We start from the raw sequence: 17,411 nt of genomic DNA, 5'->3' as shown, positions 1-17,411 counted from the left end.
GGGCCGGCGTGGTAGGCGCTCGTTCAGCTCCGGACGCCCGCGCGGTTGTGCCGCCGGGCGAAGCCGATCCAGGCCGCCAGGGCGGTCAGCGCCGCGAGGACGATGACGCCGATCTTGAGGGGAGTCCCCATCGCGTCTTCGTCGTCCGCGGTCGTCGCGGCGGCGGCCTTGTCCCGCGCGGGCGCCGTCGCCTGGTCCGGTGCGGGCGCCGTCACGGGCGCTGTGGCGGGCGCTGTCACGGGCGGGGCGACCACGCCCGCCTTCACCTTCACCGTCGTCTTCGCCTTGGAGGGTTCGGTCGCGGTCACGGTGACCCGCCACTCCCCGCTCGGCAGCGGCTCGCTGGAACGGTAGAGGTTCTGGCCCTCGCTCGCCGACCTGAGCGGCACCGGGCCGAAGGACCGGCCGTCGGACGAGGTCGCGGTCAGCGTCGCCTCGACGATCTCCGTGACGGGATGGTGGTCCTTCTTGTACGTCACCAGCACGTTGACGTTGTCGGCGCCGTCTCCCGTCACCTCCAGCTTGATCGGTCCGCCGTGGGCGGAGGCCACCGGTGCGCCGAGGACCAGCGCGAGCCCGGCCAGCAGGACGGTGAGGACGTATGCCGGTGCCTTGTTCACGAGTCGTGACTCCCCTCGGGTTCGGCGTCGGGGGTGAGCGTCCCTTCGCCGGGTGATGTCGGTAGGAACACGTGCTGGCGGCCGTAGCCCGCGTCGGCGTTCAGGGCGTCGAGAGCGGTTGCCTGGGCCGGTTGATGGTGGACACCTCCTGGTGCTCACGCCTCCTGAGGCGTGCCTCGGGCGGCGAGCATGATGAGCTTCTCGATCCGCCTGCGGCGCCGGGCGGCGATCGTCCGGATGGCGAAGAAGGACAGGACGAGGAGGGCGAGGAGGCCGAGCTGCGGCCACGGCAGGGCCCAGACCGTGGTGCCGATCGCCACCCGCTCGGCGGTGACGCCGGCAAGCGCCTTGCCCGCGGGGGAGGGGATCGCCGTGACCGTCGTGCCGATGGGCCCCAGCGGCCAGGCGCCGGGCACCCGCGCGACGAACGTGCGGCTGCCGCCCGGCATGAGTTCCCTGGCCTTGGCCGCCGACGGGTCGCTCCAGCTGCTCTCACCCACGAGCGTGGACGTCACGACCCGGTTGCCCGTGACCAGCCGGACGTTGCCGGCGTTGGCCACGGTGTAGGTGACCTCGACGGATCCCGCGGTGAAGGGGTTCCACGATCCCGTGTATTCGGCGCGCACGCCGGTCACGGCCAGCTTGGCCACATAGTCGCCGGTGACGCGGATGTTCAGGCGGACGCCCACCCGGTTCTGGACGCGTACCTGGCCGGAGACCGTTTCCAGGGACGCGGTCACACCCGCGGGGTGATCTCCAGGCGTCGCGTTCCGCGGGATCGACACCTTCACCGGTACGACGGAGGTCGCTCCGGCGGCGATGCTCACCTTGTCGGGCACTTTCAGCCACGCGCCGCCGTCGGCCGGTGTGGCGTCCGAGGGCCGCATGTCGAAGTAGCCCTTGGAGGTCAGGTAGCCGTCGTTGGCGTCGACGGCGAAGTCGACCGGCTGGGTCGAGCGGTTGATGACCGCCACATGCTCGATCACCTGCTGTCCGCCGGCGAGTTCGAGGTCGATGACGCTGCGTCCGTCGGGACCGCCGGCGTTGGCCGGCACGACCGACCAGGTGGTGTCGGCGTGGGACGGCGTCGAGAACGCCACCATGGCGACCAGCAGGGTCACGCCGGCAGCGTGCAGGACGGCGAGATGGGCGAGGGCGCCTCGCGAACGTCTTGTGCTCAACAGAGGTGTCTCCAGTCTCATCGTGCTCATCGTGCTCATCGTGCTCATAGTGGGCGTCCGGGAGGTGCGCACCTCCCGGACGCCCACGGCGGGCGATGGCGTCCTGTCTTCGGTTCAGGACTGGTTGACGTTCGGTTCAGGACTGGTTGAAGAGGGAAAGCGTCAGGGTTGAGTGGTATTCGCCGGCGGCGACGTCGACGGGAGTGCGCAGCGCGAGGTCGGCGTTGACCTCCCAGGTGCCGATCTCGTCGGCGGAGTTCGCCGTCGACACCAGCAGTTCCTGGCCCCGCAGGCCGACGGTGGGGGCTCCGGAGCCGTCGGAGATGACGCTGGAGACGGGCTCGCCGGCCTCCACCGCCCCGGTGGAGGAGTCACTCAGCAGGTGCGGCCGCCAGCCCAGGTACTGCGGGCCGATGGGCTCGGAACCGCTCGTCGCGGTGAATTCGCCGGCCTGGCCGACGACCGCCCAGTAGTCGCCGGCGGGGATCTCCTCGGGACGGCGGCTGTCCGTCACCGTGACCGTCGGCAGGGTGCCGACGAACTGGCGGGCGGCGGCGTTGGATCCGTCCTCCTGCAGGGACACTCCGCCGTTGTCCGCGACGGTCATGGACACCTGGCCGCCGGTGGTGCTGGGCTCGATCGTCACCGTCACGTCGATGCCGTTCTCGGGGTCGTCGTCCGCCACCGCGGGACCGGCCACGCCCATGCCGGCGCCGGCGAGAGCGATGCCGAGCACCGCCGCGGCGAGTAACTGCGTAGTCCTGTTGGTTTTCATGTGTTCGCTCCAGGTATGGGGGGTGGGGCCGGCCGGCTGCCCGGCCGGCCCCGGTTCTGCAAAGGCGGTGTCACCGCCGGTACGGTCAGCGGCAGCTGAGCGCCGGGTAGGCGGCGTCGTAGGACGAGGTGACCTGCTCGCCCCCGATCGTCGCGGTCCCCTTCACGGTCACCGTGCCCGCGTCGATCTGGCCGGTTCGGCTGTTGAACGACTGGTACGCCTGCTTGCCCGGGGCCACCTCGGCCACGGTCTTCGACCCGAACGGGGTGGTCAGCGTCACCGTCGCCGGCACGCCGGAGCCGTTGACGGCCGTGACCGCCACGTACACCGAGGTGCCGATGCAGCGGGACGAGGCGGAGACCGTCAGCTTGACCTGCGGCGCGGACGCCGAGATCGTCAGCGTCAGCGTCTTGGCCTCTTCGACGTTGCCCGCCTTGTCGGCCGAGCGGTACTTCAGCTCGTGCTGCCCGTCGCCGGTCACGGTGACCGGGCCGGTGTAGGCGGTCCAGTCGCCACCGTCGAGCTGGTACTCGGTCTTGCCGACCCCGCTGCCGCCGTCCTCGTCGGCGGCCTTCAGCGTGACCGAGACCGGACCGGTGAACGTGCCGCCCGCCGGCTCCTCAGGATCGGTCGTCGCCGCCGTCACCGGCGCGGTCTTGTCCTCGTCCGAGGCTCCCTTGGTCAGGTGGAAGTAGTCGAACGTGACCGTCTTCGACGCCGACTGGTTGGTGCCGATGGTGTACACGCCGGCCTTGGCGCCGGTGGCCACCGCGCTGTTCTCCACCGGTGCGGGCAGATCCGTCCAGGTCTGGCCGTCGGAGGAGTACGAGCCGGTGAAGGTGGAGCCCTCCTTCTTCAGCCGCAGCCACCACACGCCGGTGGCGAGGCTGTTCACCTGCGGTTGCGGGTTCTGCACGGTGCCGCCGACCTCGCCGCGCAGTTCGATGCTCCGCGCCGTCGCCGACCCCGCGGCGTTGGTGGTGAGGAAGTCGAGCTTCACGTAGTCGTCGTCGCCGGCGTACACCATGAGGCCGCCCTGCTGGTACTGCTCGTTGAGGGTCGAGGCGTCCACCTTGGTCTCCAGCGTCCAGTCGCCGCTCGGGGCCGGCTGCAGGATGAAGTTCTTCGGGCCGCTGTTGCCGGTCCCGTAGATGTCACCCTTCGTGGTGTCGAGCTCCAGCTTGCCGTCGCTCACGCGCGCCGCCGTGGCGTCGGGGCGCACGATCGCGGTCCAGCGGCAGGCGTCGGGCGCGGTGCCGTCGAACTCGTCGTCCGGGTCAGGCCGGGTCGCCTTGTCGTCCGGCGTGATGTGGAACCAGTCGAAGGACGCGTTCACCACCGGATGGTTGGCCCCGGCCAGCGAGAGCAGACCGATCTTCGGGTCGGTGATCCCGGTGAGCGACTTGGTCTCCGGCATCGCGGTGTACGTGGTGCCGTCCGGGGAGTAGTGGGCGGTGATGTTGGTGCCGTCGCTCACGAACCGCACGTACACCGTGTCGGGGTAGGAGTCCCCGAGGTTGGCCGTGTTGCTCTGCGACACCTCGTTCGGGGCGCCGTTCTCCTCCCGGATGAGCTGGAAGATGCGGCTGCCGTGGTTGGAACCCGAGGTCGACCGCGCCTGGAGCACCATCTTCGCGTAGTTGTCGTCGTCGCCGTAGATGATCAGGCCCGCCTGCTGGTACGCGTCACGCGCGTCCAGCGTGAGCTTCGCGGTGGCGGTCCAGGCACCCGACGGCGCCGGCTGCACGACGATGTTCGGTGTGTTGCCGCCCGTGCTGTAGATGTCGGTGGTCGAGGTCGGGATCACGAGTTTGCCGTCCGCGACCTTGAGGTCCTGGTTCTCCCGGACGATCGACCAGCGGTCACGGTCGAGCTGGTCTCCCAGGAAGTCGTCGGAACGGCCGGTGAAGCAGACCGTGGCCGGTGCGTCCACCTTGATCGCGACGTGGGCGGTGGCCGACGCGCCCTTGTCGTCGGTCGCGGTCACCACGGCCGTGTACGTGCCCGGCGCGGTGTAGGTGTAGCTCGCGTCGGCGGTGGTGGGCTGCGGCGCGCCGTTCACCCCGAAGTTCCACGTGTAGGTGATCGGGTCGTTCTCGGGGTCGGTGGCCGTCGCCTTGAAGTCGACCTTCAGCGGGGCCACGCCCGTCGTCGGGGTCGCCGTCGCGGTCACGGCCGGATGCTGGTTGTCCGTGGCGCCCTTGCCGACGAAGTCGACCCAGTTGACGTTGAGCAGGTAGGCGTCGTCGGCCGCGCTCGCCGGCTTGCGCACGACGAAGTACAGCGGCCCGCTCCCGGCCGGTGGGCCGGTCAGGTCGATGGTGACGTCGGTGAACGTCTGCCAGCCGCCGGTGGGCGTCACCTCGGCCGAGCCGACGAGCGTGCCCGTCTCGGGGTTGCCCGCCCGGACCTGGACGGTCCCGCCGGCGCCGCCCGAGGAGACCCGGAGCCGGATGGCGGTGACGTTCGACAGGCTCACCGGGTCGAACGACCACCAGTCGCCGTCCTGGACGAACGCGACGTGCTGGTTGCCGCCCTGGGGGTCGCTCGTGGTCTCCGCCTGGACGCCCGCGGCGTCGGTGCCCTTGCCGTCGGCCACCCGGCCGGTCTGCGTGAAGTGCTCGGCCTGCTTGCGCTTGGGCTCCAGGATGACCTGGCCGCGCCCGGTCAGCGCCTTGGCGCCGCCGGCGCCCTCGTCGGTGTAGCCGGCCTCGATGACGTAGAAGAGGTTGTCGTCCTCGCCGTGACCGGCCTGCTGGGTCTGCAGCGTGCCCTTACAGCCCTTGAGCTGGTCGAGCGGGTGGCCATGGCTGTCGTGGCCGAGGATCGCCTGGATCTGGACCTTGTCGCAGTCGATCGTGCCGTCCTCCGGGTCGGTGACGGTGACCTCGAACTTCACCTGGTCGCCGAATTCGAAGAAGGCGCCGTTCGGCGGGACGTCCACCGTGACGGTGGGACGCGTGTTGCCCGCGCTGATCGACACGCTGGCGGTGGCGGTCTTGCCGTCGGGGTTCTCGACGGTCAGGACCGCGTTGTAGTCGCCCCCCTCCTCATAGGTGAAGGAGGGATTGGGATCGGTGGAGTCGGTGTCACCGTCGCCGTCGAGGTCCCAGGCGTAGGTGAGCGTCTTGCCGTCGGGGTCGCGGCTGCCCTCGCTGGAGAACGTGACGGCCAGCGGCAGCGGCCCGTCGGTCTTGTCCGCCGAGGCACGGGCGATCGGCGGGCGGGTGCCCTTGGTGTACTCGATGCGGTAGATGCCGGAGTCGGCGTTGTCGCCGCCGAAGCCGGAGCCCCACTCGATCATGTACAGGGCGCCGTCGGGGCCGAACTTCATGTCCATCGGCTTCTTGAACGTCAGGGAGCCGAGGATCGGGTTCATCTCGACGAGCTTGGTGCCGGTCTCGTCGAGCTGGAACGACCACACCTTGTCGTTGTTCCACTCGCCGAATACGGCCTTGCCGTCCCAGTACGCCGGCCACTTCACGTCCGACTGCAGGTTCGGGTCGGAGCGGTAGACCGGGCCGCCCATCGGCGCGCCACCGCTCAGCTCCGGGAAGTTCTGCGGGTCGGCCGCGTAGTGGTACCAGATCGTGGCGGGAATCACCGGCGGCAGGGTGGCCAGGCCGTCGTTGTTCGGCGAGTCGTTGACCGGTGCGGCGCAGTTGAACGGCGACCCCGACTGCTTGGTGGCGAAGTCGTAGTCGACGTACGGGGTGTTGTTGCCGACGCAGTACGGCCAGCCGTAGTTGCCCGGCTTCGAGACGAGGTTCCACTCGACCGTGTTCTGCGGGCCCCGGGTGGCGCTCGCCGCGTTGGCGTCGGGGCCGTACTCGCCGAGCATGATGTTGCCCGTCTTGGGGTCGAGACCCATGCGGAACGGGTTGCGGAAGCCCATGCCGTAGACCTCCGGCTTGGTCTTCGCCGTGCCGGGAGCGAACAGGTTGCCGGTCGGGACGGTGTAGGTGCCGTCGGCCTCGGGGTGGATCCGCAGCAGCTTGCCGCTCAGGCTGTTGGTGTTGCCCGCGGTGCGCTGGGAGTCCCAGCTGGAGCGGCCGGACTGCTCGTCGAGCGGCGCGTAGCCGTCGGAGGCGAACGGGTTGGTGTTGTCGCCCGTGGCCAGCCACAGATTGCCGGTCTTGGGGTCTATCACCATGCCGCCGCCGTGGTGGCAGCACTCGGCCCGCTGCACCGGGACGTCGAGGAGTCTCTTCTCGCTCGTCAGGTCCACGCTGTCACCGGTGACGGTGAACCTGCTCAGCCGGTCGACGTTGGTCCCCGTAGGCGAGTAGTACAGGTACACCCAGTGGTTGGAGTCGAATCCGGGGTCGAGCGCCAGGGCGAGCAGGCCGCTCTCGTTGGCGGTGAAGACGTTCAGCTTCGCGGCCGTCACCGTGCCGCCCGCAGGCTTGATGATCTTGACTTCGCCGAGCCGGTCGACGTAGAAGACCCGGCCGTCCTTGGCGACGTCCACCATCATCGGGTTGGAGGTGTCGTCGTCGAGCGTGACCTTCTCGAAGCTGGCGCTCTGCGAGGCCGAGCAGTCGGCTTTGACCGCGCCGGCGGCGGTCTGGATGCCGCCGAGCAGCAGCTTCAGGAAGTTGGGCTCGCTGTAGTTCTCCTTTTGGTGGCCGAGGCCCGTGTACCACGAACGTCCACCGTCGAAGTCCTGACACCACGTGTTCGGGTGGTCGGCGCCCATCGTGGCACCGGTGTAGGACTTCTCCTCCATCGACGTCAGCACGTGGACCGTGCCACGCGGGTTCGCCTGGTAGTCGTACCACTCGTCGGTACGGGTCCAGGTCGCCGGCAGGTCCTTGGTCGACGGGTGCGACGGGTCCTCGACCTTGACCGTGGCCTGCTGGATCGCCGGGTGTTGCTTGAAGTACGCTCCGACGAGCTTGCCGTACCAGGCCCAGTTGTACCCGCTGTCGGCGGCGGCGTGGACGCCCGCGAAGCCGTTGCCGTTCTGGATGTAACGCTGGAAGGCGTCCTTCTGCTCCTGCGTGCCAAGCGGGTCACCGGTCGTGGACATGAAGACCACGGCTTGGTACTTCGCCAGGTTCTCGTCCGTGAACAGAGCGCTGTCCTCGGTCGTGTCGACCGCGAAGTTGTTCTCCTGGCCGAGCTTCTGCACGGCCGCGATGCCCTCGGGGATGGAGTCGTGCCGGAAGCCGGTCGTCTTCGAGAAGACGAGGACCTTGAACGCGGGCTCAGCCGCCGTAGCCGCCTCGGCAATCACCGGCGCGGCGAGGAGTGTGATGAAAGGGGCGACGAGGGCTAAAGCCATCGTGGCCGCGGTTAGACGTCTCGGGCGTCGTCCTTTTTCTGGCAGGGCCGCGTCGAGCAGCCTGGCCCACGTTCGATGACGTGGTGACATGAAAAACCCTTCCTGACCGGGGGGACGTCAGGCAAGGCGCGCGCCGCCGCGCTATTGCCACTTGGTGGTAGCGGATATTGCGGTTGCTGGAGGGTGCCGTCTCCAGGTCTGTGGGGCCGTCAGTAAGGTGCCGGCCTGGGTGGTGAATCCATGATCGTCGTCGGATCGTCGATGATGTGGTTGACCACCATGCTCGCGGCGCCCCGGGAGGCGGCGCCGAAGCCGAGCGTGGAGGCGACGAAGCGGCACTGGGCGGTGGGAGCGGCCACCACGAGCCGTTGCAGCTGATCCTGCGCGTGTGGCAGCAGCCACTGGGCCAGCGAGGCGAAATAGCCGCCGATGACGATCACTCGTGGGTTGAACAGGTTGGCCAGGATCGAGCCGCCGAGCCCGAGCCACTCGCCGACCTGTGCCACCGCCATCGTCATCCGCCGGTCGCCCGAGGCCAGTCCCCTGGCGATGTCGGCCACCCGTTCGCCGGGGTCGGGCACCGGCCTGCCGGGCAACCCGTACGCCTGCTCGGGCATGGCCGCACGTACGAGCGCGGCCAGGCCGACCTTGGTCTCCCAGCAGCCGATGCGGCCACAGCCGCACTGGTCGCCGTTCGGGTCGACCCGCAGATGTCCGACCTCACCGGAGTATCCGTCCGCTCCGCGCAGAAGTTCGCCGCCCGAGATGATGCCGCCGCCGACGCCGACCTCTCCGGTGAGGTAGACCAGGTGGGGCGTGCCGGCGGCGACGCCGGAGGTGTATTCGGCCAGGGCGGCGAGGTTCGCGTCGTTGTCCACCCGCACCGGCACGCTCAGCGGGCCGAGTACGGAGCTCAGCCGCTCGGCCAGGGGCAGCTCGTGCCAGTAGAGGTTCGGCGCGAGTGTCACGACGCCGCGGGTCACGTCCACGAGCCCGGGGACGGCCACGGCGATGCCGGTGGGGACAGCTCCGGCCCGCCGCATCGCCTCCACGGCCTCCTTGGCCACGAGCCCGAGCCGGCGTACGGCGTTGTCCGGGCCGCTGCCCATGGCGTCGTAGACGACCCGGCGCTCGACCAGGACCCGGCCGCTGAGGTCGGTGCCGTGGACCGCGATGTAGTCGACGTTGATCTCCATGCCGAGCGCGCCGATGTGCGCCCCGTGCAGCGCCACCGCCCGTCTGGGACGCCCGACCGCCCCTACGTGTTCGACGCCGATCTCCCGGACCAGTCGCCGTTCCAGGAGTTCGGCCATGAGGTTGGAGACGGTGGCCCGGTGCAGCCCGGTCGCCTTGGCGATGTGGGCACGGGACAGGGAGGTGTGGTCGCGCAGCTCGCGCAGCATCAGCGCGAGGTTCGCCCGGCGCAGCGCGGCGGGACCCGCCGGCGGCGCGCCACCCGGAGTGCGGTTGGGTGGCTTGGACGTCATGCGCGCCACCTGTCCTGTGTTTGTCTCCGAGATCAATTAATCGGAGTTGTAACACGTAGATGTCCGGCCGTGCAGCCCTCACGTTCGTAACGAGTTGGCATCGCTGATCTCCGTGCACTTCAGCGGCCATGCCGACTGCGTTTACCGGAACGTTACTCAATCTGCAACCGATTTCAGCCTTGAGTCCTGAGAAATCACCCCCTTTAATTCGGCTAGCCACCCGTACTAATCGAGGAGGAGCGTGGACCACGACCGGACCGACGGCCACGCGACCGACTCGACGGGTCGCGGCGGGTCCGCGGGAGTTCCCGCGGACCAGGCCACCGTGCGCCGCTCCAACCTGGCCCTCGTGCTGCGTCACGTGAGTGCGCGCGGCCCGTGCTCCCGCTCGGCCGTCGCCGTCGCGACCGGGTTGAACAAGACCACCGTCACCAGCCTGGTGAGCGAGTTACAGGCCCGCGGCCTGGTCAAGGAGATGGGGCCGCAGTACGCGGGCTCCGTCGGCCGCCCGGGTGTCGCGCTCGGCCTGGACGGCTCCCGAGTCGGCGCCCTGGGCGTGGAGGTCAACGTCGACTACATCGCCGCGATCGCCACCGACCTGGCCGGCAGAGTGCTCATCGACCGGCGCATCGGCTTCGACGCCATGGGCTCCGGCCCTGAACGCTCACTGGACGAGCTGGCCCGCATGGTCGAGAGAACCGTCGCCGACCTGCACCGGCTCGGGGTCACGCCGGCCGGGATCACCGTGGCCGTCCCCGGCCTGATCGACACCACCACCGGCACCGTCGTCGTCGCCCCGAACCTCGGCTGGCGCGGGGTGGCGGTGGCGGACCGGCTGTCCCGCGCGAACATCGCCGGGGACATCCCCATCGCGGTGGCCAACGACGCCAACCTCGCCGCCCTGGCCGAATACACCTCGGGCGTCGCGGCGGGCACCTCCGACCTGGTCTACCTCACAGGCGAGGTGGGCGTCGGCGGCGGCGTCATCTCCGGCGGGCGGCTGCTGGGCGGAGCGGACGGGTTCGCGGGGGAGGTCGGTCACGTCATGATCGACCCGTCCGGCGAGCCGTGCCGCTGCGGCGGGACCGGTTGCTGGGAGACCAAAGTCGGGCTGGCCGCGCTGGTCCGCATGGCCACACCCGACCGCGCGTACGGCACGGGCCCGCAGGTCGTCCGCGACCCGGAGGAGCGGCTGGCCGAGATCGAGCAGCGGCGAGCCGAAGGAGATCCCCGCGTCGACGCCGCGCTCGCGGAGGTGGGCCGGTGGCTCGGAATCGGGGCGGCCATGCTGGTCAACCTCTTCAACCCACGGGTCATCGTGCTGGGCGGCTACTTCGCCCGGCTCGCCGGCCCGCTCATAGCCGCGGCGCAGCAGGAGCTGGCCCGCCTGAACATGAGCGGCGCCGCCGAGCGCTGCCGGTTCGCCGCCTCCGACCTCGGCTTCGGCGCCGCCTCACGCGGAGCCGCCGGAGTCGTCGTCGAACGAGCACTGTCCGACCCCACCAGCATCTCCATCGGAATGTCTCCGGCCATCGGGGTGATCGAGGGAGCCCCGATGGCCTGGCCGCCCCACTCACCCTGACCCGCGCGCCCGCCACGCGGTCCCGACCTACAGCCTGCCCCCGACACCCGTCCGCCTGACCGTCCCGTTCCGCAGCGCCTCGGCACACCCGGCCATCCCGCGTGCCGCGGCCATGGAGCGTGCGTTCAGGCGGCCGGAAACCCCGCGCCCCTTCCCCGCCCACAACGTCCCGCCCGCCTGACCGGCCGCCCGGAGCCGCACCGGCACCGTTGACGCCGATCTCGGTGCCGCCGCGGCGGTGCCAACCGGCGCCGTCAGGCGGGCGGGGCACGACCCCGCCGCCCCTGTGCCGCGGTCACCGCCCGACTCCTCATCCCTGCTCGTGATGGGGGCGATCGTCAAGCAGTTCCCCGGCGTGCGCGCTCTGGACGGCGTGGACCTGGAGGTCAAAGCCGGAGAGGTGCCCTGCTTGCTCGGCCAGGACGGCGCCGGGAAGTCCACGCTGCTCTGCGGGTCGTGATCCTCTACGCCTTGCGCTCACCCATGCTCGGATCGCGGTCGGCGACCGCCTCGTTGTGCGGCGTCGATGCCGGTCCCGGCCACAGGCGGAGGTCTTTGACAGTGATCGGGGAGCCGGGTAGCGCGGGCTTCGCACACCTTCGCAGGCCGTCGAGCATGATGGCGACGGCACGATCGAGCCCGAGAATCTCCCCGCCCGGGCTCTGCCGCTGGCGCAGTATCAGGACGAACAGGACCGCCAGGTCGCCGGTGCCGATGTCCGGGCGCATCGTTCCCTCCGCCTGCGCGGTCTCCACAATCTGCCCGAGCTCGGCCATCAGCGCGTCCCGGAGCTCGATGAGGTTCGGGTCGGCCTGCAGGATGTTCCGCAACCGGGGGGAACTCCACGCGAGTTGGAAGCTCGCCTGGAGATGCTGCGAGTGGCAGACCAGACGTTCCAGCGCATCCCTGTACCGCTCGAATATTGAGTTACGTGTTTGAGCTGCGGTTAAGCGGCGTGGTGGTATTCGCTGTCGGCGGTGTCGGCTACGCGGAGGCGGTCTAGGCGGTGCGTGCCGGACGGGCGGGGCCGGTCGTGCTGCGGAGTGAGATCGGCGGGGCGAGCACGAGGTGGCGGTGCGCGGTGCCGGGGTCGGCGATGCGCTGGATGAGCAAGCAGTTGGCTCGGGGTGTCCGCGGCCGCGTCTTCATCACCGTGACACCCTCGCCAGCGAAGGCCTCATCGAAGACGGCGGTGAATGTGGCGTCCCGATCACGGATGAGGGACCGAAACGAGCCGGCCCTCCACCCGAGGTTCATGAGCAGGTTGCGGGCCTGCTGGGCATTGATCTCTTCCGCTGATGAGGTGTGGATGGCGTCGGAACGCTTACGTGCGCAGTGGGCACAGTGCCTGACCCCAGGCGACGACCTGGTCCAGCATGGTGGTGGCCGCGTCCTCCTGCTGGGGCGACGGATTGAGGACGCTGAAGTTCTCGAAGTCGGTGAACAGTGACAGCGCGACCTGGGCGCGCACGTCCGCGATCTGGAGTTCGCCCATGACCAACCGCAGGTGCTCCACTGCGCGGGTGCCGCCGTTACTGCCGTAGCTGACGAACCCAGCCGCCTTGTTGTTCCATTCGGCGTACAGGAAGTCGATGGCGTTCTTCAACGCGCCGGAGATCGAGTGGTTGTACTCGGGTGTCACGAACACGTACGCATCGAAGGACGCGATCTTTGCGGCCCATGCGCGGGTGTGTGGATGGCTGTACCGGCCCATCGCCGCCGGCATCACCTCGTCCAGGTGCGGCAGGTCGAAATCTTTGAGGTCCACCAAATCGAACTCGGCGTCGTCGCGTTTGGCCGCGAGGTCGTGGACCCAATGAGCCACGGCCTCCCCGTTGCGTCCCGGGCGCGTGCTGCCGATGATGATTGCTACCTTGATCACAGGTTCTTCTCTTTCTTTCGATGCGCGGCGGGTCAGGACTGTGCGGCGTTCGCGGCCTCGTCGACCTGAGCCGGCTGGGCCGGCTGGGGCGGCCCTGCGGGTTCAGAGCGCAGCATGATGAAGCCGACGATGACGGCGGTGACGAGGAGGCCCGCACCGACGCCGAACGCCAGGTGGTAGCCGGCGTTCAGCGCTGAGACGGTGCTCGGCCCGCCGGCGGACAGCCGGACGGTGTGCCCGGACGCCAGCGCGGCCAGGGCCGCCAGGCCCAGCGCGCCGCCCACCTGCGCTCCTGTGCCGGCCAGGCCGGAGGCGAGCCCGGCGTCGCCGGGGCTCACGCCTGACATGGCGAGCGTCATCACCGCGGGCATCGCCAGGCCGGCGCCCACGCCGAGCAGCACCATGGACGGCAGGACGTCCACCAGGTATCCGCCCTCGACCGGGGCACGGGTGAACAGCGCGAGCGCCGCCGCGATCAACGCGAGACCCGCCGGCAGTACGGCACGCGGGCCGAAGCGCGTGTTCAACCGCGCGGACAGGCCGAGGGAGACGACCGCCAGCACCAGCGCGATGGGTAGCCCCGCCAGGCTCGTCTCGGCCGCGCCGTACCCCAGGACCCGCTGCATGTACAAGACGGTGAGGAACTGGAATCCGGACATGCCGGCCACCATCAGCACTTGGACGAGGTTGGCGCCCGAGAGGTTGCGCGAGCGGAAGACGCGCAGCGGCATCAGCGGGCTCCTGGCACGGGCCTGGCGGGCGGCGAACGCAGCGAGCAAGGCGATGGACAATGCCCCGAGGCCGAGCGTGTGCGCCGATCCCCAGCCATGCTCCTCGACCTTGACGATGGTGTAGACGCCGACCATCAGGCCCGCGGTGACCAGGAAGGCGCCTGCGACGTCGGCTCCCGCGGCGAGGCCGAGCCCGCGGTCAGTGGCCAGCAGGCGCACGGCCAGCACCGCGGCCACGACCCCGACGGGTGCGTTCACGAAGAAGATCCAGTGCCAGCCGGCGGCCTGGGTGAGCAGCCCTCCGGCGGTGCCGCCGATCGCCCCGCCGGCGGCCGCGACGAACCCGATCGCGCCGATCGCCTTGGCGAGTTCCCGCGGCTCCTGGAAGATCGTCACGATGATGCCCATGACGACGGCCGAGGCCATCGCCCCGCCGGCCCCTTGGACGAACCGGGCGGCGACCAGCATCTCCTGGCTCACCGCCAGCCCGCACAGCAGCGAGGCCGCGGTGAAGGTGAGCAGGCCGATGACGAACATGCGTTTGCGGCCGATCAGGTCGCCCAGCCGGCCTGACAGCAGCAGCAGGCCACCGAAGGCGATCATGTAGGCGTTCACGACCCAGGCCAGGCCCGCGGGGGAGAAACCGAGGTCGGTCTGGATGGCGGGCAGCGCGACGTACACGATGCTGGAGTCGATGATGATCATTAGTTGTACGGCGCTGAGCACGGCGAACGCGCGCCAGCGCGAGCCCTGGGGCATATGTGTCGTCTCCTGATGTGGCGGAAGGGAACGCATATGACCCTAGAGCCGCTGCTAGGGATGACCCATGCTTGAAAGTCCTTCATTCATACGCCATCGTCCCGTTGGCTGTACGATGGCGATAGGATACCGATGTGGATGTGCTCAGTGACGTGATCGCGGTCATGCGCGTCGGCCGGCCCGTCTCCGCGCGCGTGCGAAGACACGCACCATGGGGGCGGCGCTATCCGCCCTCACCGGGGGCGGCCTTCCACGTGGTCCTCCAGGGGACGTGCTGGCTGCTCCCGCCGGATGGCGCCCCGATCGCGCTGGGCCCGGGGGATGTGGTCTTCCTTCCTCGGGCGATCGATCATGCGCTGGCCGACACCCCTTCCAGCCTCCTGACCGAACCCTTCTGCGTCCCCAGCGAGGATGGCCTCCACTTCGGGCAACGCGAGGAGTTCCCGCCTGACGCGGCAGGGCCGGGCTCAAGCGTGCCCAGCGTGACCCTATGCGGCGCCTACCAGTTCGACGCCTCGCTCGCGCACCCGCTTCTGAACGACCTACCCGAGATCGTTCACCTGCCGGCCCGGCTCGGTCACCATCCCGAGCTCCGCGCCGCCGTCGACCTCCTCGGCGGCGAGCTGGAAAACGCCCGCATCGGCGCGGACGCCGCCGTGCCGGCCCTCCTCGACGTACTCCTGCTGTACATTCTGCGCGCCTGGTTCTCCGACCAGCCCGAGCAGGGCACGACCAGCGGCTGGGCCGCGGCGCTGGGCGACCCGGCGATCATCGCGGCGCTGAGCGGCATCCATCGCGATCCCTCCCGGCCTTGGACGGTCGAGGAGCTGGGAACGCGAGGTGGGTTGTCCCGGACGGCGTTCGCCCGCCGCTTCACCGCCCTGGTCGGCCGGCCCCCGCTCACCTACCTGACCTGGTGGCGGATGATCACCGCGCAACGGCTGCTACGCGACTCCGAGGCGCCCCTGAGCGTGGTGGCCCGGCAGGTCGGCTACGCCTCGGAGTTCGCCTTCGCCAACGCCTTCAAGCGTGAGTACGGCATTGCGCCCGGCAAATACCGGCGACAAGACCGAACAACAACAACGTAAGAGCGGCCATGACGCCCCTCCGCGCTGGGCGAACCTCACGATGGGACGGGCGAAAGGCGGCGCTCCCTTCACCGGCGAACCCGTTCACTCCGGCCCAGCCCCCGCAGTACCGGACGCTCCTGGGGAACCTCCGCGTGCCCGGAAGCTCCCGGCGTGGTGTCGCCCGCACCATGAGGATGGCTGTCGGCGGCCTCCCCGGCCTCCACCTCAGCCGGCTCGTCGGCCTCCACCAGCGCGGTCAGCTCCTCACGCGCGATGGACAGCCGTTCCAGGCGACGCTCTGCCAAGGCCAGCCGTTCCAGGGCGACGCTCTGCCACGGCCAGCCGTTCCTGCAGCTCCTCCATCTGCCCGGACAGCTCAGCGCATTGCTGCCGCGCGGACTCCTCGGCCCGCTCCAGCTTTGCCAGCAGTGACGTCACCATCGCCTCCCTCGCGGCAATCCCAGACCATCACCATCACTCAACGCATGGCTGCAACTCCAAACTGTTGGCGGCGATGGCATCGCTGACCCAAAGACTGCAAGATCCCCTTCGAGCCTGCGCGCCGACGACGGTGATCAACCAAAACCATGCCGTCTCTGCCACGATCTCGAAGATCCGTTCCGGCGAGCAAAGGAGCAATGCGTGAACACCGGACAGCCTTCGACTGCCGACCTGCGCGAGCACTACCGGCAACTCCGCTCCAGCCAGCCATGGCTCGACGTGGCCATGTGCTGGACCGTAGTGGTCCCAGACAGCGGACAAGCGCTCCCGTTGAACCAGCTCGCCGCCCGGCTCAGCGGAGATGCGCCGCACCAGTTCCATGAGCCGGCGCCGCCCAGAGCCGTCCTGCTCCCCTACGACAGGGACAATCCCGTGTCCGCCGATTGGCGCGGATCCGCCGCCATGCTCGTGGAGGGCGACTACCTCGGATCAACCCCCGCCGTGCTCCGGCGGCTCAGCCAGGGAGCCCGGGCCTACAGCGCCTGGTGGAACGTCAACGCCCACAACCGGCTGAGCTTCGCGGCCGGAGGCGAGCTCGTCCTGACGATCGACGCGTTCGGCCCCGGCAGACCGGAAGACCATGCCGGCATCGGCCAATGGCCCGAGCTGCAGGCGATGACAGACTTCTTCGTCGACTTCGAGGAACGCGACGAGGACTACGACTGGCAGGCCACCATGCTCGCGGTCATCGACCAGACCACGGGAGCAAGGCTGACCAGCGAGTGGCTGGAGCAACCACATCCGTACATAACGGTCCGCATGCCGGATGCAGCACGCTGAGTCCCTGAACGCTCGGCTGGGAAACGATCACTTCCATCCTGGGAAGCGATCTCAGCCAGGGCATCATCGTCACTGCTCAACCACATTCGTGAACCCCTCACGATCAACCATTCAAGCGCGAACGTTGATCATTTGTCAGACGCTCCCAAGCCGCCCGCGGTCACAACCTTGAGCTCGTCCAGCGCTTCGCGCATCAACCGCGACAAGTCATATTCCTCGTCCGCCACGATCCAGCGCTCGAAGCCCACTTTGAAGACGGCGACACCCGACTCGGCGGCCAGGCTCGCGGCCGGCTCCGTCACACCGTGTCGGCGCAGGGCGTCGGCGAGGGCGGCCGAGATTGAGGCGAGCTTGAGCAGGTCGCGCTCCTGGAGTTCGGGGTTCGCCATGATCACAGCCTGTCGTGTACGCACCCAGTCGCGTTGGCCGGTGAGCATCTCGGAGATCGCATCAAGACCCACCGCCAGCGCGTCGATCGGCGCCACGGACTTCAGAGCATCGGAGACCGACCGCACGAACAACTCCTGAAACTCGCCGGAGGTGGCGAACAGCGCCTCTCGCTTGTCGGCGAAATGATTGAAGAAGGTCCGTTCCGTGAGCCCGGCGCGTTTGGCGATCTCTGTCGCGGTGGTCTGCTCGTATCCGCGCTCGCTATAGAGCTCCAGCGCTGCTGTCGCCAGGCGCCCGCGCGCGTTCGGCTCCCATCTACCCATGGGTAGACCCTATGTGATTTCAGCAACTGAAGTCACCTGTTAA

General features: G+C 69.3%; 15 protein-coding genes. 4 read left to right on the top strand and 11 right to left on the bottom strand.

Features of this window, described 5'->3' with window-relative positions:
• Positions 1–23: 23 nt before the first annotated feature.
• From ACFPZ3_RS12405 to ACFPZ3_RS12385, 5 genes are all read right to left on the bottom strand, one after another.
• Positions 24–620: a hypothetical protein gene (locus tag ACFPZ3_RS12405; protein ID WP_379514175.1), complete on the bottom strand. Its 597-nt coding sequence runs from the start codon at positions 618–620 to the stop codon at positions 24–26.
• Positions 621–775: 155 nt separating this feature from the next.
• A complete protein-coding gene (locus tag ACFPZ3_RS12400; protein ID WP_379514174.1) occupies positions 776–1,801 on the bottom strand; it encodes a COG1470 family protein in 1,026 nt (341 codons plus the stop codon).
• 136 nt (positions 1,802–1,937) lie between these two features.
• Positions 1,938–2,576: a hypothetical protein gene (locus tag ACFPZ3_RS12395; RefSeq protein ID WP_379514173.1), complete on the bottom strand. Its 639-nt coding sequence runs from the start codon at positions 2,574–2,576 to the stop codon at positions 1,938–1,940.
• An 85-nt stretch (positions 2,577–2,661) separates the two neighbouring features.
• Positions 2,662–7,863: a ThuA domain-containing protein gene (locus ACFPZ3_RS12390; protein ID WP_379514172.1), complete on the bottom strand. Its 5,202-nt coding sequence runs from the start codon at positions 7,861–7,863 to the stop codon at positions 2,662–2,664.
• Between the two features lie 209 nt (positions 7,864–8,072).
• Positions 8,073–9,350 (bottom strand): ROK family transcriptional regulator, encoded by a 1,278-nt coding sequence (locus ACFPZ3_RS12385; protein WP_379514171.1) that lies wholly within the window; start codon positions 9,348–9,350, stop codon positions 8,073–8,075.
• Positions 9,351–9,591: 241 nt separating this feature from the next.
• Between ACFPZ3_RS12385 and ACFPZ3_RS12380 the strand changes: the two genes are divergently transcribed.
• Both ACFPZ3_RS12380 and ACFPZ3_RS12375 read left to right on the top strand, forming a co-directional pair.
• Positions 9,592–10,932: an ROK family protein gene (locus tag ACFPZ3_RS12380; RefSeq protein WP_379514170.1), complete on the top strand. Its 1,341-nt coding sequence runs from the start codon at positions 9,592–9,594 to the stop codon at positions 10,930–10,932.
• A 238-nt stretch (positions 10,933–11,170) separates the two neighbouring features.
• Positions 11,171–11,392 carry a hypothetical protein gene (locus tag ACFPZ3_RS12375; RefSeq protein ID WP_379514169.1) on the top strand — a complete coding sequence of 74 codons (222 nt, stop codon included), beginning with the start codon at positions 11,171–11,173 and terminating at the stop codon, positions 11,390–11,392.
• Between the two features lie 4 nt (positions 11,393–11,396).
• On the opposite strand, the gene ACFPZ3_RS12370 is transcribed toward ACFPZ3_RS12375, so the two are convergent.
• From ACFPZ3_RS12370 to ACFPZ3_RS12355, 4 genes are all read right to left on the bottom strand, one after another.
• Positions 11,397–11,762 (bottom strand): SbtR family transcriptional regulator, encoded by a 366-nt coding sequence (locus ACFPZ3_RS12370; RefSeq protein WP_379514168.1) that lies wholly within the window; start codon positions 11,760–11,762, stop codon positions 11,397–11,399.
• A gap of 169 nt (positions 11,763–11,931) precedes the next feature.
• Positions 11,932–12,081: a hypothetical protein gene (locus ACFPZ3_RS12365; RefSeq protein WP_379514167.1), complete on the bottom strand. Its 150-nt coding sequence runs from the start codon at positions 12,079–12,081 to the stop codon at positions 11,932–11,934.
• A 175-nt stretch (positions 12,082–12,256) separates the two neighbouring features.
• Complete coding sequence (locus ACFPZ3_RS12360) at positions 12,257–12,814, bottom strand: NADPH-dependent FMN reductase (RefSeq protein WP_379514166.1); 558 nt, start codon at positions 12,812–12,814, stop codon at positions 12,257–12,259.
• Between the two features lie 32 nt (positions 12,815–12,846).
• The gene (locus ACFPZ3_RS12355; protein WP_379514165.1) at positions 12,847–14,304 is read right to left on the bottom strand and encodes an MFS transporter; all 1,458 of its coding nucleotides are present in this window, start codon (positions 14,302–14,304) and stop codon (positions 12,847–12,849) included.
• A gap of 134 nt (positions 14,305–14,438) precedes the next feature.
• Between ACFPZ3_RS12355 and ACFPZ3_RS12350 the strand changes: the two genes are divergently transcribed.
• Positions 14,439–15,392, top strand: a complete 954-nt coding sequence (locus ACFPZ3_RS12350) for an AraC family transcriptional regulator (protein ID WP_379514164.1) — start codon at positions 14,439–14,441, stop codon at positions 15,390–15,392.
• 68 nt (positions 15,393–15,460) lie between these two features.
• Here the strand turns inward: ACFPZ3_RS12350 and ACFPZ3_RS12345 are convergent, their stop codons facing one another.
• Positions 15,461–15,679: a hypothetical protein gene (locus ACFPZ3_RS12345; RefSeq protein ID WP_379514163.1), complete on the bottom strand. Its 219-nt coding sequence runs from the start codon at positions 15,677–15,679 to the stop codon at positions 15,461–15,463.
• 337 nt (positions 15,680–16,016) lie between these two features.
• Here ACFPZ3_RS12345 and ACFPZ3_RS12340 point away from each other — a divergent pair, with 337 nt between their 5' ends.
• Positions 16,017–16,655, top strand: a complete 639-nt coding sequence (locus ACFPZ3_RS12340) for a DUF6461 domain-containing protein (protein WP_379514162.1) — start codon at positions 16,017–16,019, stop codon at positions 16,653–16,655.
• Positions 16,656–16,783: 128 nt separating this feature from the next.
• On the opposite strand, the gene ACFPZ3_RS12335 is transcribed toward ACFPZ3_RS12340, so the two are convergent.
• Positions 16,784–17,368 (bottom strand): TetR/AcrR family transcriptional regulator, encoded by a 585-nt coding sequence (locus ACFPZ3_RS12335; protein WP_379514161.1) that lies wholly within the window; start codon positions 17,366–17,368, stop codon positions 16,784–16,786.
• Positions 17,369–17,411: the final 43 nt, after the last annotated feature.

The organism is Nonomuraea insulae (assembly GCF_042656245.1).
Note: the sequence above shows the minus strand (reverse complement) of the source record. Positions and strands in the feature narration are given on the sequence as shown.